At 38.7% G+C, this 22,952-nt stretch carries 21 protein-coding genes, 1 tRNA gene and 3 pseudogenes; 8 read left to right on the forward strand and 17 right to left on the reverse strand.

Going from position 1 to position 22,952, the window contains the following annotated elements; genetic code table 11:
• The first annotated feature begins 4 nt into the window (after positions 1 to 4).
• Positions 5 to 925, forward strand: a complete 921-nt coding sequence (locus VB713_RS14730) for a lysylphosphatidylglycerol synthase transmembrane domain-containing protein (RefSeq protein ID WP_323312267.1) — start codon at positions 5 to 7, stop codon at positions 923 to 925.
• A gap of 63 nt (positions 926 to 988) precedes the next feature.
• Here the strand turns inward: VB713_RS14730 and VB713_RS14735 are convergent.
• Together VB713_RS14735 and VB713_RS14740 are read right to left on the reverse strand one after the other, a co-directional pair.
• A pseudogene (locus tag VB713_RS14735) lies at positions 989 to 1,147 on the reverse strand (IS4 family transposase); the annotation flags it as partial.
• 304 nt (positions 1,148 to 1,451) lie between these two features.
• The gene (locus VB713_RS14740; RefSeq protein WP_323312268.1) at positions 1,452 to 2,567 is read right to left on the reverse strand and encodes an AI-2E family transporter; all 1,116 of its coding nucleotides are present in this window, start codon (positions 2,565 to 2,567) and stop codon (positions 1,452 to 1,454) included.
• A 364-nt stretch (positions 2,568 to 2,931) separates the two neighbouring features.
• Between VB713_RS14740 and VB713_RS14745 the strand changes: the two genes are divergently transcribed.
• The 3 genes from VB713_RS14745 to ftsE all read left to right on the forward strand — a co-directional run bounded on the left by VB713_RS14745 (position 2,932) and on the right by ftsE (position 4,825).
• The gene (locus tag VB713_RS14745) at positions 2,932 to 3,108 is read left to right on the forward strand and encodes a DUF1614 domain-containing protein (protein ID WP_323312288.1); all 177 of its coding nucleotides are present in this window, start codon (positions 2,932 to 2,934) and stop codon (positions 3,106 to 3,108) included.
• A gap of 158 nt (positions 3,109 to 3,266) precedes the next feature.
• A complete protein-coding gene (locus VB713_RS14750) occupies positions 3,267 to 4,031 on the forward strand; it encodes a WecB/TagA/CpsF family glycosyltransferase (RefSeq protein WP_323312269.1) in 765 nt (254 codons plus the stop codon).
• A 47-nt stretch (positions 4,032 to 4,078) separates the two neighbouring features.
• Positions 4,079 to 4,825 (forward strand): cell division ATP-binding protein FtsE, encoded by a 747-nt coding sequence (gene ftsE / locus VB713_RS14755; protein ID WP_323312270.1) that lies wholly within the window; start codon positions 4,079 to 4,081, stop codon positions 4,823 to 4,825.
• Positions 4,826 to 4,885: 60 nt separating this feature from the next.
• Here ftsE and VB713_RS14760 read toward each other — a convergent pair whose 3' ends face one another.
• On the reverse strand, positions 4,886 to 5,641 hold the full coding sequence (locus VB713_RS14760; protein ID WP_323312271.1) for an armadillo-type fold-containing protein: 756 nt from the start codon (positions 5,639 to 5,641) through the stop codon (positions 4,886 to 4,888).
• Positions 5,642 to 5,912: 271 nt separating this feature from the next.
• Complete coding sequence (locus tag VB713_RS14765) at positions 5,913 to 6,524, reverse strand: hypothetical protein (protein ID WP_323312272.1); 612 nt, start codon at positions 6,522 to 6,524, stop codon at positions 5,913 to 5,915.
• Between the two features lie 461 nt (positions 6,525 to 6,985).
• On the opposite strand from VB713_RS14765, the gene VB713_RS14770 reads away from it, so the two are divergent.
• Positions 6,986 to 7,903, forward strand: a complete 918-nt coding sequence (locus VB713_RS14770; RefSeq protein ID WP_323312273.1) for an alpha/beta hydrolase — start codon at positions 6,986 to 6,988, stop codon at positions 7,901 to 7,903.
• Between the two features lie 85 nt (positions 7,904 to 7,988).
• Here the strand turns inward: VB713_RS14770 and VB713_RS14775 are convergent, their stop codons facing one another.
• Complete coding sequence (locus tag VB713_RS14775; protein ID WP_323312274.1) at positions 7,989 to 8,522, reverse strand: DUF4330 domain-containing protein; 534 nt, start codon at positions 8,520 to 8,522, stop codon at positions 7,989 to 7,991.
• Positions 8,523 to 8,818: 296 nt separating this feature from the next.
• Here VB713_RS14775 and VB713_RS14780 point away from each other — a divergent pair, with 296 nt between their 5' ends.
• Positions 8,819 to 9,673 (forward strand): M48 family metallopeptidase, encoded by an 855-nt coding sequence (locus VB713_RS14780; protein ID WP_323312275.1) that lies wholly within the window; start codon positions 8,819 to 8,821, stop codon positions 9,671 to 9,673.
• A gap of 155 nt (positions 9,674 to 9,828) precedes the next feature.
• Here the strand turns inward: VB713_RS14780 and htpG are convergent, their stop codons facing one another.
• Both htpG and VB713_RS14790 read right to left on the reverse strand, forming a co-directional pair.
• Positions 9,829 to 11,799 (reverse strand): molecular chaperone HtpG, encoded by a 1,971-nt coding sequence (gene htpG / locus VB713_RS14785; protein WP_323312276.1) that lies wholly within the window; start codon positions 11,797 to 11,799, stop codon positions 9,829 to 9,831.
• Between the two features lie 403 nt (positions 11,800 to 12,202).
• A tRNA-Lys gene (locus VB713_RS14790) sits at positions 12,203 to 12,274 on the reverse strand.
• A gap of 181 nt (positions 12,275 to 12,455) precedes the next feature.
• Between VB713_RS14790 and VB713_RS14795 the strand changes: the two are divergent.
• Positions 12,456 to 12,542: pseudogene (locus tag VB713_RS14795) on the forward strand (toxin-antitoxin system HicB family antitoxin); the annotation flags it as partial.
• A gap of 129 nt (positions 12,543 to 12,671) precedes the next feature.
• A pseudogene (locus VB713_RS14800) lies at positions 12,672 to 12,803 on the forward strand (toxin-antitoxin system HicB family antitoxin); the annotation flags it as partial.
• An 85-nt stretch (positions 12,804 to 12,888) separates the two neighbouring features.
• On the opposite strand, the gene VB713_RS14805 reads toward VB713_RS14800, so the two are convergent.
• From VB713_RS14805 to VB713_RS14850, 10 genes are all read right to left on the reverse strand, one after another.
• The gene (locus VB713_RS14805) at positions 12,889 to 15,138 is read right to left on the reverse strand and encodes a GAF domain-containing protein (RefSeq protein WP_323312277.1); all 2,250 of its coding nucleotides are present in this window, start codon (positions 15,136 to 15,138) and stop codon (positions 12,889 to 12,891) included.
• Between the two features lie 482 nt (positions 15,139 to 15,620).
• Positions 15,621 to 16,217 (reverse strand): hypothetical protein, encoded by a 597-nt coding sequence (locus VB713_RS14810; protein WP_323312289.1) that lies wholly within the window; start codon positions 16,215 to 16,217, stop codon positions 15,621 to 15,623.
• Positions 16,217 to 17,455 (reverse strand): glycoside hydrolase family 10 protein, encoded by a 1,239-nt coding sequence (locus VB713_RS14815; protein WP_323312278.1) that lies wholly within the window; start codon positions 17,453 to 17,455, stop codon positions 16,217 to 16,219. Before VB713_RS14815 ends, VB713_RS14810 begins: the two co-directional genes overlap by 1 nt.
• A 214-nt stretch (positions 17,456 to 17,669) precedes the next feature.
• Positions 17,670 to 19,139: a glycolate oxidase subunit GlcD gene (gene glcD, locus VB713_RS14820; RefSeq protein ID WP_323312279.1), complete on the reverse strand. Its 1,470-nt coding sequence runs from the start codon at positions 19,137 to 19,139 to the stop codon at positions 17,670 to 17,672.
• A gap of 213 nt (positions 19,140 to 19,352) precedes the next feature.
• Complete coding sequence (locus tag VB713_RS14825; protein ID WP_323312280.1) at positions 19,353 to 19,553, reverse strand: hypothetical protein; 201 nt, start codon at positions 19,551 to 19,553, stop codon at positions 19,353 to 19,355.
• Positions 19,554 to 19,616: 63 nt separating this feature from the next.
• Positions 19,617 to 19,814 carry a type II toxin-antitoxin system HicA family toxin gene (locus tag VB713_RS14830; RefSeq protein ID WP_323312281.1) on the reverse strand — a complete coding sequence of 66 codons (198 nt, stop codon included), beginning with the start codon at positions 19,812 to 19,814 and terminating at the stop codon, positions 19,617 to 19,619.
• A gap of 3 nt (positions 19,815 to 19,817) precedes the next feature.
• Entirely contained in the window at positions 19,818 to 20,060 is a 243-nt protein-coding gene (locus VB713_RS14835; protein ID WP_323312282.1) for a DUF1902 domain-containing protein, read from the reverse strand.
• Between the two features lie 150 nt (positions 20,061 to 20,210).
• Positions 20,211 to 21,938, reverse strand: coding sequence for a succinate dehydrogenase/fumarate reductase flavoprotein subunit (locus tag VB713_RS14840; protein WP_323312283.1), 1,728 nt, complete (start codon positions 21,936 to 21,938; stop codon positions 20,211 to 20,213).
• A gap of 93 nt (positions 21,939 to 22,031) precedes the next feature.
• The gene (locus VB713_RS14845; RefSeq protein ID WP_323312284.1) at positions 22,032 to 22,349 is read right to left on the reverse strand and encodes a hypothetical protein; all 318 of its coding nucleotides are present in this window, start codon (positions 22,347 to 22,349) and stop codon (positions 22,032 to 22,034) included.
• Positions 22,350 to 22,579: 230 nt separating this feature from the next.
• A complete protein-coding gene (locus VB713_RS14850) occupies positions 22,580 to 22,858 on the reverse strand; it encodes a DUF2470 domain-containing protein (RefSeq protein WP_323312285.1) in 279 nt (92 codons plus the stop codon).
• Positions 22,859 to 22,952 lie beyond the last annotated feature (94 nt).

Consider the following 22,952-nt stretch of genomic DNA (forward strand, 5'->3'; position numbering starts at 1 on the left):
AATAGTGAAAAAGTTTTTACGCTGGGTTATTTTGGGGGGAACGCTATTTTTCTTAGGAAAAGCGTTAAAGGATAATTGGCTAGAAGTTACTTCTATTCGTATTGATGCAGCAGGATGGGCAATTTTAGCAATTGCTACAGGTATAACTTTACTTGCACATACTTGGGCTGGATGGATATGGACTTGGGTGTTGAAAGAGTTAAATCAAACTGTACCAACTTTCCAATTTATCCAAGTGTATCTAAAAACTAATATTGCCAAGTATTTACCTGGAAATGTTTGGCATTACTACGGACGAATTTTAGCGGCTAAAGATGCTAATGTTTCTACTGGTGTAGCAACTTTGAGTGTTTTATTAGAACCTTTATTAATGCTGGCTGCGGCTTTAATTACTATTGTTTTATTTGGTGGTCAACTTGCTATTGATAATGTCAATAATATGGGAGTAAAAATTATCCAATTGCTAAGTTTAGCAGTGGTACTGAGTGCAGTTCATCCTCGGTTTTTGAACCCAGCAATTCGTTTTTTGTACCAATTAAAGAAAAATAAATCTGAATCTGAGAATCAGTCTATTAGTAATTTTATTATTGAACGCTATCCTCTCAAACCTTTATTGGGAGAATTAGTTTTTTTAGGATTGCGTGGTACTGGTTTTATTTTAACTATGTTTGCACTGAGTCCGTTACACTTGAGCCAAATTCCTTTATTACTTGGTGCTTTTAGTTTTGCTTGGGTACTAGGCTTAGTTGTCCCTGGTGCGCCTGGTGGAATCGGCGTTTTTGAAGCTACAGCACTGACAATTTTACAGCCTCATTTTCCTACTGCTTTGGTAATTAGTGCGATCGCTCTCTATCGTCTCATTAGCATCTTAGCAGAAACCGCAGGCGCTGCCTTAGCTTCCCTAGATGAACGCCTTGCTAATTAATTTATATGGCAAGGATTTTAAAATTTTATTGGTTAATTTAGCATAGTAAGTACCGAAGAGCCAGAATGTTTTGACAATGGGAAACCAGATTTTCTCAATTGTTAGGTTTGGTAAAGATAGAAATCTCTGTATTTTTCTTTTTCTACTTTCAAATTTAATCGGAATTGGTAGGGCAGTAGCCAAACCTTCTAAACTTACTTTTTTCACTGATTGCAGCAGAATATACTAAAAACGGGTGGCAACTTTACTTTTAAAATCACTAAGAGTATTGATATACAAGGATTTTTGCCCAGGCAAAAGTCTAGTAATTATCCGTTTTGAGTATAATCATAATTTTGAGTAATATATATTCTGCCAGATTTAATTGACTTTTTAGGTGTAGTTTGTAAAATTCAGGTAACGTTATCAATAGATACTCTTTATTGAGAAAAGTATATCTATCTTTTTTACCATAAATCGGCACAATCTGCATCTGATAAGCTTTTTAGACTATTTCGTCATCCCGTCAGCTTATAATTATGTCTAATTACTCTTCATCATTTTCTGTAACTTCCACTTCCGGAATATTGTTAATATCAGCAGATTCATAAACCATCACCAATTCATTATCTAGTTGATGATTATATCTCCATTCATCTAAAACATCTTTAACTAATACTTCTTGTATCCAAATTTTAGCCACAACAGTTAAAGGCAGTGCTAATAATAATCCTAAAAAGCCAAAGAAAGTAACAAAGAATAACTGAGAAATTAAGGTTACTGCTGGCAATAAAGATACCTGATGTGCCATGACTACAGGGGTGATAAAATTACTCTCAGCTTGTTGAATAAAAAAGTAGAGAATTAAGACAGCAACAGGTTTCCAAGGAGAATCCAAAAGAGCGATCGCCATTGCTGGAACTACGCTCATAGTTGGTCCCAAATTGGGGATTAAATTCATAAATCCTGCTAAAACTGCTAGCGCTAAAGCTGCTTTTACACTCAAAATTGATAAGCCTACCAAGCTCATCAATCCCACTACGAAGATAGCAATAAAAGCCCCTGTCACCCATCCTTCTAATGAAGCTTCACACTTAGCTAAAATTCCCTCTACCCGTCGCCGATAAAATGAGGGAAATAGTCGTATAAATACTTTACGATAAGCATTAGGATCTGCTAAAAACATCCCTGTTAAAACTAGCACTAATAGAATATTCAGAACAATTACCAAAGAGCCAGAAACAAAGGCAAAGGAGTTTCCTAATACTCGATTAAATAAGGGTTGTGCTTCTGATATTAATCCGTTCAAATCGGGGATAAAAGGTACTATTTGGTCAGGAATGTGAGTTCTCTGTTCATCAATCCAATCATTAATGCGTTCAAACCCTTGAGGAACTCGTAAGGTGAGTTCTTGAAATTGCTGGGCAAAGGGTGGCACAATCAGCCAGAAAAAGCCAATTACACCGGCGAAAAAGAGAGTTACTGACAGAACAACAGCAAAGACACGTTTCATCCCTAAGCTTTGCAAACGTTGAGCTAACCTATTTAAGGCAGTTGCTAAAACAACAGCAGCAAATATCAGTAACAGTACTTCTCGTAGTTGCCACAATATATATATGGATATTACTAAGGCGATTAAACCAATCCATTGACCAAGTTTCACACACTAACTCCCAAAACTTACTTTGATAAAATTTTCTAGCTATGTAGCTAGGTTATCTGATTTTAAGGGTTTCTCCCTAGAAAATTGCAGTTAATTTTGCTTTTGTGCTGGAATTCTCCAAAGTAGGACAGTTATCATAATTACAGTAGGCAATAAAATTAGAATGAGTACGTTTGTTGATGTGTCTGGAATCAAAAACATCGGACCGACATACTTAATCAAAAACGATATTACAGTTGAGAGTAGAAGTAGCTTTAGCAAGAAACCTAGTTGATTTTGCATCCAAGTATGGGATATACACGAATTTAAACTGCGCGATTCAGTACTTTGGTTAAGGGAATTTTAGGGTATTCCGTTAAAGAAAATACAACGTTCTACTATGGTAGCTCTAAATGTAGGTGGTGGATTAATACCTGTAGCGTTGGCATTATACCAATTTTCTCAGAGAAATACGCTGGCAATTCTGATAGTTACAGCCATTGTCACTGTTGTCAGATACTTTGTAGCTCAGGGAGGACATCAAGGTAACTGTCAAATTTAGCATCAGTAGCGTTGCTGCAAAATAGATTTTCTTATTCCCCTCAATAGTCAATCCAGAGATGGGGCAAAAAGTAAGCTGATATCTATAATCCGCCTGGGAAAAAATTTGGTAGACTAAGCTTCAATATAATTTTATTTGAGTCTAATTAAGAATAGACTATGTATAAATCGCCTCTACAATTTTCAGTATTGGGTTTGCCAGTTCATGTAATGAAAAATTATCCTAACTGGTTGCTAGAATGCTTAGAACAAGGCAAAGGCACTCATGTGGTAACGCTCAATGCAGAAATGACTATGCAGGCAGAGCGAAATTTATCCCTAGCAGGGGTCATTCAAAATGCTGATCTAGTTATTCCAGATGGAGCAGGAGTTGTTCTCTATTTACAATTTTTGTTAAGGCAAGAAGTACAACGCTGTCCAGGAATTGAATTATCAGAAAACCTGTTACAAGAACTTGGTCAGCTAGAAACAGCCCCTAAGGTGTTTTTTTATGGAGGAGCGCCAGGGATAGCGGCCACAGCAGCAGAGTTTTGGCAGCATCAAGTTCCAGGTTTAAATATAGTAGGGACTCACTCCGGCTATCATTCACCAGAAGAAGAAGAAATATTACGGCAAACTTTAACTCAACTGGAACCACAAGTTATTTTTGTTGGTTTGGGAGTGCCACGTCAAGAATTATGGATTGCCAAAAACCGTCATTGGTGTCCCCAAGCCATTTGGATAGGAGTTGGTGGTAGTTTCGATATTTGGTCAGGAACAAAAACTCGCGCTCCTCGTTGGTTGGCAAATAACAATTTAGAATGGCTCTATCGTTTGTATCAAGAACCTTGGCGTTGGCGACGAATGTTGGCTTTGCCTAAGTTTGCACTAAAAGCTTGTGTTTATAGATTGACCGTAAAAAGTGTCAATGGTGCTGAATGTTAATTGGTGATTGGAGTAGAGGCTGATAACTGCGTGAGGAAAAATGAGGAATGCCAATATTAAAAACTCCAGAAAAGACGGATGCGTCTGTTGACAAGGAAGGAAAAGACGTTCAACAGCAGGCTAGTCAAGCTGAGACAATGGTGGAATTGCGCTCTGTTTCCAAAACTTATGCCAACAGCTATCATGCCCTGCTGGATGTGAGTATAAATATCAAAAAGGGAGAATTTTTGTTTATTACAGGCCCTAGTGGTTCTGGTAAATCGACTTTTCTCAAACTGCTTTATGGTCAGGAATTACCCACACAGGGCGAGGTAATCGTTGATGATTTGAATGTGGCTAACTTGCAGGGCGATCGCTTATCATTCTTCCGTCGTCGGATTGGAATTGTCTTTCAAGACTACAAATTAATTCCTCAGCGCACAGTGTCAGAGAATATAATTTTTGTCCTGCAAGCTCAAGGCTATACTCGTAAAGAAATTCAACGGCGTTTAGAACCTACTTTAAAATTAGTAGGTTTATTGTCTAAAGCTGACCGCTTTCCTGATCAACTTTCTGGAGGAGAACAGCAGCGCGTGAGTATTGCAAGAGCGATTATTGCTACACCACCACTGTTGCTGGCAGATGAACCGACTGGAAACCTCGATCCTGATAATTCCTGGCAAGTTATCCAGATTCTTCAAAAGTTAAACACCTTTGGGGCCACAGTAATTGTTACTACCCATGATGAACAACTGGTCAGACGGTGTAATCATCCAGTGGTACAGGTCAAAAATGGCAGACTGTTTAGAAAATAGTTAGGAGTTAGGAGTCAGGAGTCAGGAGTCAGGAGTCAGAAAGAAGAAGAAAAGCAAACCCTAATTATGAATTACCTCTTGTTTAACTTTTGTAGATACAGGTGCAAGGGGTTTAGCACTACTAGGTAATAGAACTTGTAAGCCATCCAAGGTTTGTAAACTATTTAAAGCTGCTTCTTGAATTCCTGCGTCTTCTTCCTTACTCAATAGAAGTCGTAAGCATTGGACAACATCTTGCTTGATAGAAGCATCAACTTGTTTACGATTGATGAATTTAGTTAGTTGATGCACAGCAATTAAACGCTTCAGGGGATTAGGTTCTGTTAAGTTATTCAACAATTGATCAAGATATTCTTCTTCCTGATTGCTGTGAAGGCTGAAGATTTGCCACACTAACAAAATTAGAGTCAGTAGCGTCCCAACACCTTGAACAATAACACTAGCAGCTATCCAGTGACTTGGAGAATCAACCCAGATTACCGCAGTCATGTAAGTAATGACAGTAGCAATACCACCACTAGCGACTGCTAAAGCTAACCGACTATTGGCAGTGTTCAAAAACCTGCGTATTTCTAACCAACTTAGTTGCCAGTTCCATTTCGGTATTGAGTAAACCAAGCTCATTACCGCAATACCAGATATAAGTGCTAACAGTAGTTTCCAGTTCCAAAACAGCATAGCAACGATGATTGTCAAGAACCCCAGTATGCTTCCAGGTTCAGAGAAACGTTTTAAATTTCGTTGCTTTTGGCTTCCTGTCTTGATTTCTGGAAGCTGATTTATTAATTGCCGCCAAAAAGACGAAGCCTGTGCCACAGTTTTTACCTTCTTGATTATAAAATTACTTAATTTGGGTAATTTACGTTCTAAACAAAACCCCCACAAGAATTATATTTGATTAATGTGTGCAAATCAGAAGTTGTCGCTTGTTACCTGATTAAGGGCATACAAAAAAATAAATTATCCCAAATTTGTAGAGTGCGTGAGAACGATAGTTATTAATTTACCATTATTCAGCCCAAGCATTGCCGTATTTTCCGATAGCGCTCCCAACCCAAAGACATTTAAAAAAATTAGTAGTCCTCAGTCAGGTTGAAAAACAAAACCTAAATTCATCTAGGGTGAAATTACCATCAAAGGAGCAGAATTTAACTTTCTTGATATCGGTTGCTATTACAGAGAGCATAGTATTTGGAGAAATTTCAGAGCCGGAATTGCTCAGATTAGCTGTGGGTAGAACTGATTGGGTAAGCAATTGATCATTCTGGTCGTATGCCTCTAGGACTAATCGCTGTGAGCTAGTAACTAAGGCACTAACCAAGTGTACAGGATGTAAGAAATTAACTTCTAAAAATCCGCTTTTGGGAGATCCCATTAAAACTTTCAGACCTGATTGGCTGGGAAATGCTGGATTTGATGGATGTATGGCTAAGGAATTGTGAAAAATGAGGCCGTGTTGCTTAAATTGATTATCTATTATTTCAAAATAATTTAACTCATCCAAATCCAAACGCATACATTTAGGTAGAGTTACCTTTTCAGCATAGATATCTTCATCTTGCTCTTCTTCGACTATATCCTGCCAAAGTAAAGTTATAATTTCATTTTTTACACCACATCGACTAGGTTGAAATTGTGTATTTTCAATGTTTTTAAGTGTTTGTATTTGATCTGATTGAAGAGTAGCTTGATTTAACATGACACCCCGCTTTACCATTGCCTAGAAATTAATCACGTTTACTTCAATACTTCGACGAGAGAAGTAACCATCCCTCCGTTTTATGATGGGGTTATTCAGTACTCAGTACTACTGATAGTAATGTAGTTGAGTTCTGCAATTATCTGTGATTTATCCGATAGATTAACATGAAAATTCACGTAGGTATTGATGTGGTTCTCATGCTAAATACCATCAAAAAGCGTTATTGCATAGTGGTTTTAGCATAATTTTTTGTAAAATCATCAAAAAAACAATACTAAATCTTTATAAGCTATTGTCGGATTTTACATTTGCTTAATCTAACGATAGTCAGAAGTTATGGTGTTCTGAGTTGACTGATAATAAGTAGGAGTGGGGAGTTTGCCGAAATCAGTTAGCACTTTGGAGTTATCTTAGTGCTGTGAATGTTCATTAGATACAAAAATAAACACGTAATACTTATGTTGAAACCACTAGGTTTTGAGCAATACTCCATAAATACCTCACTAGGTAGGATGGTGTACTATACAGCTACTGGATCACCTTGGCAGGATAAAAGTGAAAAATCTGATCAGGAAACTTTGCTATTTCTGCATGGCTTTGGTGGTGGGTCGTCTGCTTATGAGTGGTCGAAGGTGTTTCCGGCTTTTGCGGCTGAATATCGGGTGATTGCACCGGATTTAATCGGTTGGGGTCGGTCTGAACATCCGCAACGCAGTTACAAAATTGAGGATTATTTGACGACGATTCGAGAGTTTATTGAACAGACTTGTACCACTCCAGTCACAGCGATCGCTTCTTCTTTGACGGCAGCGTTTATAATTCGAGTAGCGATAGCTTCGCTCGCCGCAGGCATCGCTCATCCTGATCTATTTAAGTCGTTAATTTTGGTCACACCCTCTGGAATTTCTGACTTTGGCCAAGACTACTCCCGCAGCTTTTTTGCCCAGTTAGTCAGCGTTCCTTTGGTTGACCGTTTGCTGTATAGTACTGGAATTGCCACAGATGCAGGTATTCGCAGCTTTTTAGAGCAAAGACAATTTGCCGAAAGTAATCGAGTTTATCAAGAGATTGTGGACGCTTATTTACAATCTGCACAACAACCAAATGCTGAATATGCAGCACTATCTTTTGTGCGTGGAGATTTGTGCTTTGATTTGTCTCTTTACATTCAACAGCTAAAAACTCCCACTGCTATTATTTGGGGAGAAAAATCACAATTTACAGGCCCAGAAATTGGTCGTCGCTTTGCAGAAATGAATCCCCAAGCTATCCAGTATTTTCAACCTTTAGAAAATGTAGGGTTAACACCGCAATTAGAATTACCTGCGGTGACAATTGGATTAATTCGTAAATTTTTAACTTTGCTGAATGGGTGATTGGGGATTGGGGATTGGGAAGTAGAGGAAGAAATTTATTTACCCATTACCCATTACCCATTACCCATTACCCATTACCAAAATGCTATTTATCTTTTAAGCGAATATCAATAACGGAAGCATTAAAGTTGTAATTAAAACCTTCTAATTCAAAAGGCATCCCAATTTTTACTTTATTATTACCTAAAACTGGACCGCTGTTGGTAAGTTCAGCCGGGCCTTCTAAGGTCAAAAGAAAATCTCTACTAAAATTATTTGATCTTGGGTCTGGTAATTCTTTGACGGAACCATCTGGTTGAGGAACAGTGATTGTTCTGGGTAGTTCTTGAATAGATTTAATGTCAATTTGACCGTAGGGTTGATTGCGAATAATTACATTTGTTTTACCACCTTTGTTAAATCCTTGTTTAAATAACTGCTCAGGGTCGCGGACGTTTAAACCACGGACTACTAAGTCTACTTCAATAGGTAGTGTTTTTTTACCAAGTTGAGCTACAGAACCGGAAGTTCCGGGAAATATAAAAATGCCGATTATAACTAGTAATATTACCAGCCCAGCACCTAAATCGAGTAAGTTGATTTTGCCGAATAAGCGACCTTTGGAATCTAAAATAGGCATACAAGTTTTCTGAAATTAAAGTGAAGTAATAAATCAAAGCGTCCGCAAGGTGGAGTTATGCGACAGTCTATCATGACTGAGACGGTTCCGAGCAGTGGGAGTAGAAAGCTGAATCAGAAAGCATTTGAGAATTTCTTATTCTTAATCATAGCTTAGACTTTGAGCGTTCTCCGGCTTGTTATGCTGATATCTATACGGTTGTTTAGATTAGGGATATTGAGTTGAGAATGCAACTTAGCTGTCTGTAAATACGTCCTCTATTTTAAGTTCTCACACAACTCTATTTTCATAGGATTATGATTAACTGGAATGGATTTTCGAGAAAATACCGTTTAGGGAGACGACCTTGGTTTTATCCGTTGATTTCCTTAAGTGTTGCTTTGAGCCTGTGCTTGAGTACACCGCTACCAAGCAAAGCTTTCGATTTATTACCGCTGTTATTGCAAGGTGTACAGGTATTTCAGTTGTCGAATATGTCTGATCGCCAGGAAGTTGAGCTTGGTAAGCAGATGAATGATCAATTGCGCCAAGAAGTCAGAATTTCTCGTAATCAACAGCTTAATAGCTATGTAGAGCAGATTGGTAGACGTTTAGTCGCTAATAGCGATCGCTCTAATATCCCTTATACTTTTCAAGTGGTTGAGGATGATGCTGTCAATGCTTTCGCCACAGTGGGCGGTTTCGTTTATGTTAATACAGGGTTGCTAAAAGTTGCAGATAATGAAGCAGAACTAGCGAGTGTTATCGGTCATGAAATGGGTCATATTCAGGGTCAACACCTAGTTAAGCAGATGCGACAAAGAGCGATCGCTAGTGGTGTGGCTACGGCAACCGGCTTAAGTCGCAGTCAAGCAGTAGGTATTGGTGTGGATTTAGCCCTCAATCGTCCTCGTAGTCGTCAAGATGAATATGATGCTGATAGAAGAGGACTACAAACTCTCTCACGCGCTGGCTATTCCCAGACAGCGATGGTTTCGTTTATGAAAAAACTACAAGGGAAGAGTTCTGTTCCCACGTTTTTGAGTACACACCCTGGAGCAAGCGATCGCGTTAAGGCTCTCCAAAATCAAATTAATACCCGACCGAGTAATGGAAGTTATGGCTTGGACAGTTCAGCTTATAAGGCTAATATCCGGGCTTTTTTACGATAAAAAATAAATCATACAGCGGATTGCAGATCAATGAGGTACAGAATCTAAATTCAACGCCAGACACCAAGCCAATACTGTTCGGCTAGGCAAATTCGTAAACCGAAAACCCGTGTAGAGACGTTCCAGGGAACGTCTCCATCAAATTGGGATATTTTCTACTTACTAGCTTGTTCGGTTAGCTTGGTGAGTACGTCATTTGAACGTTCAACAAAAGATTTCATTCCTTCTGCATCAAAGCCTTTTTGAGACATCAATGCTAAATCATAAACGTGTTGACAAATCATTTTCACCAATTGATCTGTAGGTGATTCACCATCACCTTGAATAATACTACCTTGGCTAAGATGCGTCAGGTTTTGAATCAAGGGATGTGCAGTATTTACTAACAAAATATGATCTTCAGGAAAATCAGCATTTTGCTGTTGCATCATTGCGGTCATTTCCCGCATACGACGGAGAATTTCTGGTAATAACACCATTGCGGGTGGTGTACCTTGAGGATCATCTGATTTTAAAGCTTCGGTGCGGATATTAAGTTTGGGTTTATTGAGTGCTTTCTCAAATAATTCTTTGATTGACTCACTCTTAGTTTTGTTAGTGGTGGGATCAACTATTTCCCCATCTTTATTATCCAACAAAGTATTATCTAAGTCAGAATCTACTCGTGTAAATTTGACATCTTGATATTCTCTTTCTAGGAAGTTAATAAAGTGGGTATCAATGAAAGAGTCCATAAATAGGACTTCTAAACCTTGATTTTTGTGTAGTGCGATGTATGTGGCTTGACTCGCTTCATCGGTGCTGTAAAAAACGCGGTTTTCGTTACGTTCTTTGTTGCGTTCTAGATATTCTTTGATGGTGGTGTATGGTGTGCTGCTGTTAGTGTTAGATGGGTTGACATCTTGCCACACATCACTTTCTGAGGATTGTACTTCAACTGTGGGGGTTTCGGCAGTTTTGGTTTCTAATTTGGCGGTGCTGCGGAAAATGAGGATGTCTTCGACTTGTTTTTTAAATTTCTCATCGTTGAGAACGCCAAATTTAACGAAGGTTCCTAAGTCTTTCCAGGCACTGATGTATTGTTCGCGGTTATCGCGGTATAGTTCTTTGAGACGATCGCCTACTTTCTTGGCTATGTAGTCACCAATTCTCTTGACGGTGCGATCGCCCTGCAAGGCACTACGAGAAACGTTCAAAGGTATGTCAGTGCTATCAATTACACCCCGCATGGGCATCAAAAACTGGGGAATAATTTCTTCGCAGTTATCACTAACAAAGACTTGATTGCAGAATAACTTAATTTGTCCCTTTGTCACATCCACATCAGGACGCATTTTGGGGAAATACATAATCCCGTTCATCATAAACGGATAATCAGTATTTAAATGCACCCACAGCAGTGGTTCTTCTTGGAAAGGATAGAGATAGCGATAAAATTCTAAATAATCTTCATCCGTGAGATTACTGGGAGATTCCCGCCAAGCTGCTTTCTGTTTATTTAAAACTTCACCTTCCAGTTTAATGGGAACTGGCATGAAGTCGCAGTACGTTTTCACCAGATTTTTGATTCTGGCTGCTTCTAAAAATTCCTCTTCTTCACCTTCAAGAGTGAGGGTAATGGTAGTTCCGCGAGTGGTGCGGTTTGACTCTGATAAGGTAAAGGCTGGAGAACCGTCACAAGTCCAGTGAACTGCTTGAGAACCTTCTTTGTAAGAGAGAGTATCAATTTCTACTTTTTTCGCCACCATGAAGGAAGAGTAGAAACCTAAACCAAAGTGACCGATAATCGGTTGATCTGATTTACCTTCATACTTGTGGATAAATTCTTCCGCGCTGGAGAAAGCAACTTGGTTAATGTATTTTTTGACTTCCTCGGCTGTCATGCCGATACCAGTATCGCTGATAGAAAGAGTTTTGTTATCTTTGTCAATAGCGATCGCAATTTCGTCTTCGCCGATGTCTCCACTATACTCCCCAGCGCGAGCTACCATTTTTAATTTTTGGATAGCATCTACCGCGTTGGATACCAGTTCCCGCAAGAAGATTTGATGATCTGAATAGAGAGACTTCTTAATAATTGGGAAAATATTCTCAGTATGTATACTGATAGTGCCTTGTTCTAGCATAGTTATCCGTCTGTTTTACTTGCAGAGATCATTCTGAAAATCAATTTTCGACGATATATGTCTTTTTTGAGGTAAGGAATACCTCTTAATTATGATTCGGATTACACTACCATCACGAGAATTAGGGAAAATTGTAGTGACACTAGAAAAACCCAAGTAATATAGTAGTATTAAATATACCCAGTGAATCGAGGATTTGCGGATATCAGATGCTTCAATAGCAGGAATAAAAAATGCGATCGCAGTATGAATCGCGCAAACCAATAAGGGATAGGACTTTTATTGAATGTAGTCAAAAACTTAGTATCGGCTGGCTTGCAAATTCAGGGTTTTATTGATGGGATATTCCCTAAATTTAGGCAAGAATTAGGCAAAGCCAAATAGTAAAAAGCTTGGGATTTAGTGGGTGAGGAGGGAATCGAACCCGCAACCAATTGATTAAGAGTCAACTGCTCTACCGTTGAGCTACTCACCCACACTAGGACTCATGATATCAGACTTTTGAGGCTGGCGCTAGTGTTGCAGTTAAAAAACTGGTTACAGGAGGAATTTGATTGACGACAAGCCTAATGGTAACGGTACGCATTTTTGATAGCATATAATTTCCGAATTTATCAATATTAAAACCCGAAGAAATCATTAGGAGCTAAGAAAAAATGGGTACTTTAACTATCCGGTTACCAGATGACAAACACACAAGATTAAAAGAACTGGCTCAAACTAGAGGAATAAGCGTCAATAAACTAAGTAGGTGGGCATAAATATTTATCGTTGAGACAAGGCAGGAGGCAGAAGGCAGAAGGCAGGAGGGAAGAGGTTTTGAGGCAACTTTACGTTTCGTTACATACTTCTGTTTTTTTTCGCCTACCTACTTAATTGAGGAATTGTCTACCATCGCTTTAACAGAATTTGATGCCCATACCAGATTTAAAGCAATGGCTGCAACTGGAAACCCGGAAGAAGGCTTAAGAATATTCGCAAAACTTGATGATTTGACACAATAACAGCAACTTTGTTGTGCGATAGCGAACGCATTGCGTCCCGGAGGGAACTAGCGCTGCTGCAAGCAGTTCGCCACTAACTTAGTGGTTAAAGCGGGAATCTAATTGTGAAAGTGATTTGATTATCGCTGCTTTCGACATAAATTGAACCGTTTAAACGTTTAATCATTGCTTTCACTAAAGCCAGTTCTAGTCCGGTGTTGGTGGATTTCCAGGGAGAATTGTTAGGAAAGCGGTAAAATGGCTGAAAAACCTGTGTTAGTTCATGACTGGGAATCTCTACACCAGAATGAGTGACTTTTAATTCAACTGTGTCTGCATTCAAGTCAGCGGAGACGGTGATTGATTCACCTGCGGGGGTGGATTTGCAAGCATAATTGAGCAATTCTGTGATAATGCGTTCAAAATCGGTGATATCGGTTTCTAAAAGCGGAAGTTTGTCCTCAATACTCAGATTTAAGTTTTGTTTCTGACAATCGGTAACATCTCGAAAAGACTCGACAATGGGAGTTAGCCAGGTTTGTAAGTCAATGGCGATTAATGTCGGGGGTTCTGGTTCAATTTTGAGATAGGTGAGGGTGAGTAAATCATTAATTAATTTGCTTTCTCGTCCACATTCATTATGTAAAATCTGCAACAGTTGCGGTACTAATTCTAGATCGAGAATACCGTTTGGGGTAAGCAGACTTTCTAGAGTTTGAGCAGCAAGACTAATACTGGTTACGGGTGTGCGGAGTTCTTGAGAAAGGGTTTTGAGAAATTCGTTTTTGTGACGTTCTCGATTTTCTAGTTCTTTTACCTGTGCTTTGCTTGTTTCTTGGAGTTGAGATTGGCGAATTGCGATCGCACATTCATTCGCAACTTCCTGTACTAAGCATATCTCTAATTCCTCAAATATCGTCTCTGTTGGCTTAATTAACCAAATGTTGCCTAAAATTCCCTGAACATCAAAAATGGGACAAGCTAATTGGGAAACAACCTGTACTTGTAGATAATTTCCCGGTAGAATTTCCACAGTTTGCAATGGTTGTTTTTGCAATAATGGCTGATATACTTCAGGAAAGTCTGCAATCTCCCTCATTAATCCCTGACAATGAGGTGAACTAGAACTATATTCACAAATAACTGTAGCTGAAGTTTGGCAAGGGCTATACAGTTCGATTTGACATCGCTCTAGTTGCAATAATTGCCCTAATTCCTGGGTTGCAGTTTGCAGCACTTGGTTAACATCTACACTATCGCGGATTTGTTCAGTCAGCCGTCGTAACAGTGCTTGAAAATTCTGCACCTGATGGAACTGAAATGCGTGCTGTTGCTTTTGTAATTCTAGTTGCTCTTGCAGATATTTTACCTGTTGTTGCAGTTCTGCTTGTTGAGCAGCAATACCAAGTTGAACAGCTATTTGTTTGAATAAATCAATTTCTCCCTGTTGCCATTGTCGCTTTTCTCGGCAATGTTGAGCAATCAAAAGTCCCCACAATGTTTGTTGGCATAAAATTGGTACAACTAAATTAGACTGTACCTGCATGGCAGCCAAAAAATCTCGTTGACAAGGATGCAATCCGGTGGCATAAATATCTTCAACCACATGAATACAACCACGTCTGTAACGTTCCCGATGTTTGGTATCAAAACAGGGATCTTTGATTTTTTTTCCTAGTAGGGGATCACCAGCCGTAATTGTTGATTCAGATATGATCACACCACCATTATCCGGCTCAAAGCGATAAATTAAAATGCGATCGCTCTCTAATAAATGGCGCAGTTCTTTAACTGTCTGCTGGAGAATCGTTTCTAAATCTTGAAACTGGCGAATTCTCAGGGTAATAGCTTCTAGCAAACGTTCTCGTTCTGCTTGTTTGATTCCCGTTTGTTCTGCTAGTTTTGAGGGGGTTATATTGCTACTAGTGCCAATCAGTCTATAAATCTTAGAGTCTGCATCTCGCAACGGTGTTAAGGTTGTACTCCACCAAGTATCTAAACCCTGAAATTGCAAACATTGCTCATAGGAAATTGTTTTGCCAAAGCGCACACAATCACTATAACGCTGGCGGACTCTAGCCGCATCAATGGCACAGAGAATATCCTCTGGTTTTTTACCCCGCAGTTCTTCTGAGCGAATCCCTAGCCACCTTTCATGGGTAGGATTAAGTGCTAGATAGCGAAAATCCCCATCTTCTAGAACATCGACGATAAATATAGATGTCTGCACAGAATCGTACATACTGAGTAGAAATTGCTCGCTACTACTTTTTTCATCTATTTCTGTACCGAAAAAAACCTGCTGAGGTACTGAGTTTGTCAAATTGGAAATTGATTCAACTGGATTTATTTTCATGCGAGAGTCCATATTTAGGTGTTGCTGACTCTTCTAGGCGTTCTTTTGGGATTAATTTTGGTGACAAATAATCCCTAGCGCCTAAAGCTAAAGTATTTTTCAGATTTTATTCATGGATTTTTATATCTTTCTCTAGTTATGAATCGAAAATATCAGCCAGTTAATAGGAGTAAACTTCACCAATATTCCTAGTAACAGCCTAAAATACGTCTATAATGCTGTTAATGGGCTGATACTGAAGTTATTGTTAATAATGTTCTAAGATTCTTGCATATACTGAATTATAAACTAGTATAATCTTTCATATTTGTTACAATTCTTCATACTTCTATGAATTTATCCCTACCCTATGAATATACTGCAAACGGGTCAAACTTGGACTTATGTCATACTGACCGTAACGTAGTGCAGGGAAGTATCTCGGAGATTCTTCACTTCGTTCAGAATGACACTTTTAACCCGTTTTTAGTATACATTGAGAGTTAGGACTTGGGCGTGATTCTAAACAATTTGTAGGCGCTGATTCCTGTCAAAATTCCCACTACCAGCCAGGTAAGAACTAAACCGACAACTTCCCCTAAAAATAACCGTGTGCAGCGGCGTAAAAATAGTCCTAAAATTGAACCAAGAGGTACAGCCACTGCCCAACTTGCCGAACTTACGAACATCCAACACCATGTCCAAGGAACTGATTGGGGGATTGCTAACCACCATTGTGTCAGTCCAATGACGAAACCGCCAGTACCTCCCGAAATAATTCCTAAGAAGATTCTCATAGGTAACAATTCTGTTGACGGTACACACCAACCTACAGCACCTATACCAATAGCTACAATTAGCACCCAGCCTAAGAGAGTTGAGAAGATCCAGCCTAAGGGAAAAATCTTCTGTCTGAGTATATAGCTTTGTGGGAGTGCGATCGCTAATCCACCTACCATAGACTCAATCACACCAATATATTCTTTCTCACCAATCTCAATCAAAAATAAACTTAACAAAAAACCGATCACAGTCGCAAAAGTCCACAGGAAAGTAAATGACAAAAAACTAAATTTAGTTTTTTTAACCGCTAATTGCATCACATCTTTTTTATATTTAAAGGTTTGAAAGCTTGAGTAGGAAACATCTCAGAAAAAACCTTACGCCGTTTTTGTGGTGATTCGGGTGTCATGTAACTCCATAAACTTTCCCAATAGAAAAAAGAAAAGCCAAAAAAATTATGATCGCGAGCAATTTGCACCTTTTCCTTAATGCTATTAATATCCACAGGACTCGCTAAAGTTCCCGTTGATATACCAATACTCACAGGAATCTTAGTCAAAGCCAATTTTATAGCAGGTTTTTCTATTTCCGCAATAAATGATTTTTTATCATCTCGATATACCTGTAAAATCAACTCATCTATTAAATCTTTCTTCACCCAATTTTCCCAATCCTGCAAATAATATTTATACGCAAAATACTGTGAATTAGGAGAAAGAGATATTCTAGCATAAGGCTTAATTGCCTTTACCTCCTGATTAATTTTGGTCATAAAAGTAGTAATTTTATCTGCCCTCCAGCGCATCCATTTGGCATCAAAAGGATCACTCGGTGGACTTTTACCTAAATGTTCCTTTTGATAAAGTTCAATAGTAAAATCATCATACCCAAATTGTACAGGCATTCCAAAATGATCATCAATTTGAATACCATCTACATTGTAATTTTTAACAACTTCCAAAATTAAACTTTTGAGAAATTCCTGTACTTGCGGGTGCAGAGGATTTAGCCAAGCTTGGCGATTAAACACACCACTATTAATTTCTTCTGGTAGATTCTCATCAACAGAATTTATCCCTTCCTGCCCAATTGTTAACCATTCAGGATATAACTTTGCTAATGCAGAATCAGGTGGAGTCATTAACCCATATTCAAACCAAGGAATAACACTCAACTTTTTATTTTTTGCCAATTTTACCAGCTTTGCTAAAACATCTTCATTTCCATGTAATAAATTCATCAAAGGTTGAACTTGTTCTCCTGTAATATTTTGAGCAATATTACTTTTGTAGAAAGTATAACCTCTATTCCAGACTACCGGATAAATTGTATTAAAATTGAGTGCTGCTAATTGATTTATCGCTCGTTCAATACCCCAAGGAACAAAAAGCACACCACTAGCAACATTAGTCAGCCAAACGCCACGAATTTCTGTAGTTACTAAACTACTTTTTTGGGAAGAAATCAAACTTGAAGAAATTGGCAATTCTGTTAAACTAAATACAAATCCTAAACACAAAAATAACAAAAAACAACGGCGTAACACCCTATTCATTTGGTAACTAGACTTAGTTTGATCATATATATATAACTACAAAATCAAATTAGATTTATCAGGATTATGTAATGATATCAATATTTTTTTCATTAAAAATAAAAAATGTAGGTTGGGTTAAGCCACAGTGCAACCCAACCAAAGCTTCGATACAACCTACGTAAATATTGATTTTAGTTACTCGAATAAATTGTATTAGCTTATACCTTGCCAATTAAAATCTCTCCACTCCCGGAAATTGCTGAATTGAAGCCTTTGCTGCTTCACCACAAGTGCGAGGTGTGGGGAAAATCTTTCCAGGATTTGCTAAACCTTGAGGATTAAAAACCTGCCGAACCCATTGCATAGTTTCTAAATCAGCTTCACTAAACATATCTGGCATATAACATTTTTTGTCAGCACCAATACCATGTTCACCAGAAATGCTACCACCTACTTTTACACACAATCTCAGAATTTCTCCTCCTAATTCTTCCACTTTTTCCAATGCACCATGCACGGAATTATCAAATAAAATTAAAGGGTGTAAATTACCATCTCCAGCATGAAAGACATTAGCAATCGGATAACCATATTTTTGACTTAAAGCCTCAATTTCATTTAATACATAAGGTAGCTGAGTCCGAGGAATTACCCCATCTTGCACATAATAATCTGGACTTAAATGTCCAGCAGCAGCAAAAGCCGCTTTTCGTCCTTTCCACAATTTTAATCTTGTTTCTGGATCACTAGCAGTAGTAATATTTCTCGCCCCATTTTTTTGACAAATTTCAGCTACTCGCTTTTTATTAACCTTAACTTCTACTTCTAAACCGTCAATTTCTACTAATAAAATTGCCGTTGCATCACGAGGATAACAATTTGTAGCAACAACATCTTCAACGGCGTTAATACTAATATTATCCATCATTTCCATCCCACCAGGAATAATTCCCGCGCTGATGATATCCGAAACAGTTGCGGCGGCATCTTCAACACTGGTAAAATCTGCCAAAAGCACACAAATTGATTCGGCACTTTTAAGAATTCGTAAAGTGATTTCTGTCGCAATTCCTAAAGTTCCTTCTGAACCGACAAATACACCTGTTAAATCATAACCTGGCATTTCGGGAATTTGTCCCCCAACATCAACAATTGAACCATCAGGAATCACAAGTTTTAAACCCAAAACGTGGTTAGTGGTGACACCATATTTTAAACAATGGACTCCACCTGAATTTTCAGCGATATTTCCACCAATTGAGCAAATAATTTGGCTAGAAGGATCTGGTGCATAATAAAAACCAGCACCGCTAACTGCTTGTGTCACCCAGCTATTTATGACTCCAGGTTGAACGACAGCAAGCTGATTTTCTAAATCAATTTTGATGATTTGCCGCATTAAAGATGTGACAATTAAAACCGAATCTTCTGATGGTAAAGCACCACCAGATAAACCAGTTCCAGAACCCCTCGCAATGAAGGGGACAGAGTATTGATTACAAATTTTGACAATTTCGGCTACTTGTTCTGTGGTGCGGGGTAAAACCGCAACTGGGGGTGTTTGGCGATAGCTGGTTAAGCCGTCGCATTCATAAGTGAGGAGTTCTTCTCGGCGTTTTACTACTCCTTTTTCACCAAGAATTGCAATAAATTTTTTGATGATGGGTTTCCAGTCGATTTGTTTTTTTTCTTGGGTAAGCATAGTCTATTAATGGTAGATGTTTATTTTTACTTTAAGGCTATTTGTGTGTTTATGGAAGTTGATTTTTTCACGCAAAGGCGCGGAGAGGAGGGGTTTTTAATTAAACGGTGAAAATATCTGAATCAGGATATCCAGGATTTAAGGATTTACAGGATTAAGAGATTAAATATTTTTGATTACCACGACATCTTGTTAATCTGCAAATTCCATCAATTATGATAACAATATCTGGATCAGGATGAGTAGGATTAAGTTATTTTCAGGAAGAAATATTTTTTGATAAACACAAAATTCTTGAAATCTTGTAATTCTTTCGCCATTTTGCCAACCAAGATTCATCCAGATGTAATTACGTTTTTCTTCATCTACAACCAAAATAATGTTTCCATATCTTTTTGGGGATGTTGCTGGCATAATTCTACATATTCAGTTAAAATTCTCTTGATTAATTGGGGATACTCATTTAATTTATCCATTTTAAAAAGATTTAGGCAGTCCAGCCTGTTTCAAAACGGCATTAGCAGTGTGACGAGACTTAATACAGCTATCCACCACAAATCGACGCTTTGTAATAGGACTATACCAAATTTCATGATCACCTTTGCCTTGACGTTCAAAATAGCAACCTGCTTCAGAAAGCACTTTTTTCAATTCAGGTGTAAAGGATGTACTCATCTATTAAGCCACCTGTATCAACTCTTGTCTATGACTGATTAACTCAAAGCGAATAGAACCGAAATAATCAGGAGTTACAATTTTATTCAATACCAGAAGTTCAGGAATCATGACGCGCAATTTTTCTGTCAAGACTTCAATTGTACAAGCTTCTGTTACCAAACCAGGAACATCTTCGCTAGTTGCAACCCAAACCTCTGCTTCTGAATCCCAAAATGCTTCAACTTGATAGGTAATTGGTGTCATGATTAAACACTCTATAGACTGAATAGAAAATATGATGGAGTATAAAGATAAATTGCTAATTTTAATCCATTATACTCCATTTTTACTAATTTTTTTGACTATTCTTCTGTTTTTATTTCATCATCACAATATTCCTGAACTTTGAAGTTTCTAATACTTCCTCTCTTTTGGCTCAAACATATTAATCATTACCGGACGATATTGAATATCAATTCCCGCAGGTGAATAATAAGCCATTGTGTGTTGCAGAAACTGACTATCATCTCTATTTGGAAAATCTTCCCGAAAATGTGCGCCGCGACTTTCTTGACGATTTAAAGCTGATGCTAAAATTGTCTTTCCTACTACCATTAAACTCTGCAATTCTAAAGCTTCTACTAATTCTGTATTCCAACAACTGCCTTTATCATCTAAATAAATCTGTGGATATTGTTGTTGTAATACTTCAAGTTTCTCCAACCCTTCTCGCATTAATTCTTCTGTTCTGAATACTCCACAATATTGCGTCATTGTATCTTGAAATTCTTGGCGAATTTGGTTAATTCGATATTTACCTGGTTGTTCTAATAAAGATTGAATTTGTTGCTTTGCTTCGCTAATATAACTTTGCTCGTTTACAGATGGTAATTTGCGGTTCTGCACATATCTGGCTATACTTGCCCCTGTCCGCTTGCCATAAACTACACATTCTAATAGGGAATTACTACCGAGACGATTGGCACCATGAACGGAAACGCAAGAGGTTTCCCCAGCAGCATAGAAGCCATCAACTAAATCGTCTCCACTGCTGCGGACTTGCCCATCAGTGTTAACTGGTATACCACCCATGCAATAATGAATTGTGGGACGGACTGGCATGGGTTGAGTGACGGCATCAACACCTACTAAACGGTGTGCTTCTTCCCAACAGAAGGGAACGCGACTCATGATTTTTTCTTTACCCATGTGACGCAAATCGAGGTAAACAAAGGGTCCGCCTGGGCTACCATCGAGATTGACACCGCGACCGGCACGAATTTCATATGTAATGGCTCTTGAGGTAATATCACGAGGAGCTAATTCCATTCTACTAGGGGCATAATTCGCCATAAAGCGATCGCCCCCAGCATTAATCAAATACGCCCCTTCCCCGCGCACAGCCTCGGAAATCAGCACTCCTACAGGATATAAACCGGTGGGATGAAACTGCACAAATTCCATATCTTCTAAAGGCAAACCTGCGATCGCAGTCATTGCTAAACCGTCACCTGTCGAGGCATAATCATTAGAAGTAGTATTATAAACGCGACCATATCCCCCCGTCGCAAACATTACCGCCTTAGCCCTAACCACCTCAATTTGCCCATCCAACAGGTGAAACATCACCAAACCTTTAGCCTGACCATCTTCCAAAATCAGGCGCATTACATACCATTCTTCGTAAATCTGCACACCATAACGCCGTAAATTATTCACCAACTCGTGCAGAATTGCATGACCAGTTTTATCAGCAGCGTAACAAGTGCGGTTGTGGGAATGTCCACCAAAAGCCCGTTGAGCAATCCTACCATCAGCAAGACGGGAGAACAAAACCCCCATGTGTTCTAAATCAATTACCACATTAGGCGCTTCTTGGGTGAGAATAGCCACAGCGTCCTGATCTGCCAAATAATCAGAACCCTTGACAGTATCAAAAGCGTGCGCTTCCCAACTATCCTCATCATCAACATTTTTCAAAGATGCCGCCATACCACCTTGGGCAGCAACAGAGTGAGAACGAATCGGATGGGTTTTGGCAACTACTGCCACATTTAAACTAGGGTCAGTGCGGGCGATTTCTAACGCAGCCCGACATCCTGCCAAACCACCACCAACAATAATTACATCATGCTCTAACATAAATTTAACTCACATTGCAAAAAAAATACCCCGCCTCTAGACAGGGATGTTATCTCAATTTATTCTGAATACCAATCATCAATCACCCATTTCTCAACTAGTGGCTTGTACTGGTTGTTGCTGAGAAATGTTACCAGGTATAGGTTCAGTCTTTGTCCCTGGTTCTATAGCAGTTAATTCAATATGATTTAACAATGTCGTCACAAAGGCAAAAAGCAAGAAAGGCAATGTGAGAAAAACGACTAGTCCCACTGTAGCTAAAGCATATACAGGTCTTCTTGCACCCATTAGCGCCAAAGCCGATGCCAAACTAATGGTAATTGTAATTAACCAAACAATGATTTGACCGTAAATATCACCAAATGTCAAGGTGCAGACAAACCGATAGTTTTGAATATTATTTTTATTCATTTTATTGCCTCAAGTCTATCCTAATAGGTTCTACCTTAGAGCCATGTTTGGCTGACGCGCATTTTCTCAATATTTTTCCAAGCTTCGTAATATCACTTAACAATTGAGTTGTTAATGATCCAAAAAAGCCAGAAAATTAGTACTTGAGACTGTTCCTACTCTCTTCTTATTTTTATCCCCTAGTTTTAACTATGGGCTAATACTCGGTACTCAATACTCGGTACTCGGTACTACTTAACCCGCGCTTGCTTCACCATTGCAATTAGGGTTTGGTGAGCATCTTCCGCATCTGAGAGAACATGATCAAACTGAATGCGAACTGGTACTGTTTCTCCGTTCACCTGTGCAGTTAAATCCATGCCTTCGGCATCTATTGAGAGCATTTGGGCTGTTGTGGCATTTTTGGCACTACCAAAAGCCTGGGCATAGATAACAACCGCATTGGCATGATCTTCGTTCATGTGTTTGCAGATGCGATCGCTAATTTCTGGAGAAAACTGATCAGACATTGTACGGTTTCCATTGAGATAGATAACTATGCTTCTACATTTTATACTGCAAACGGGTCAAACTTGGACTTATGTCATACTGACCGTAACGTAG

The organism is Anabaena cylindrica UHCC 0172, assembly GCF_034931625.1.
GTDB classification, from domain to species: Bacteria; Cyanobacteriota; Cyanobacteriia; order Cyanobacteriales; family Nostocaceae; genus Anabaena; species Anabaena cylindrica_A.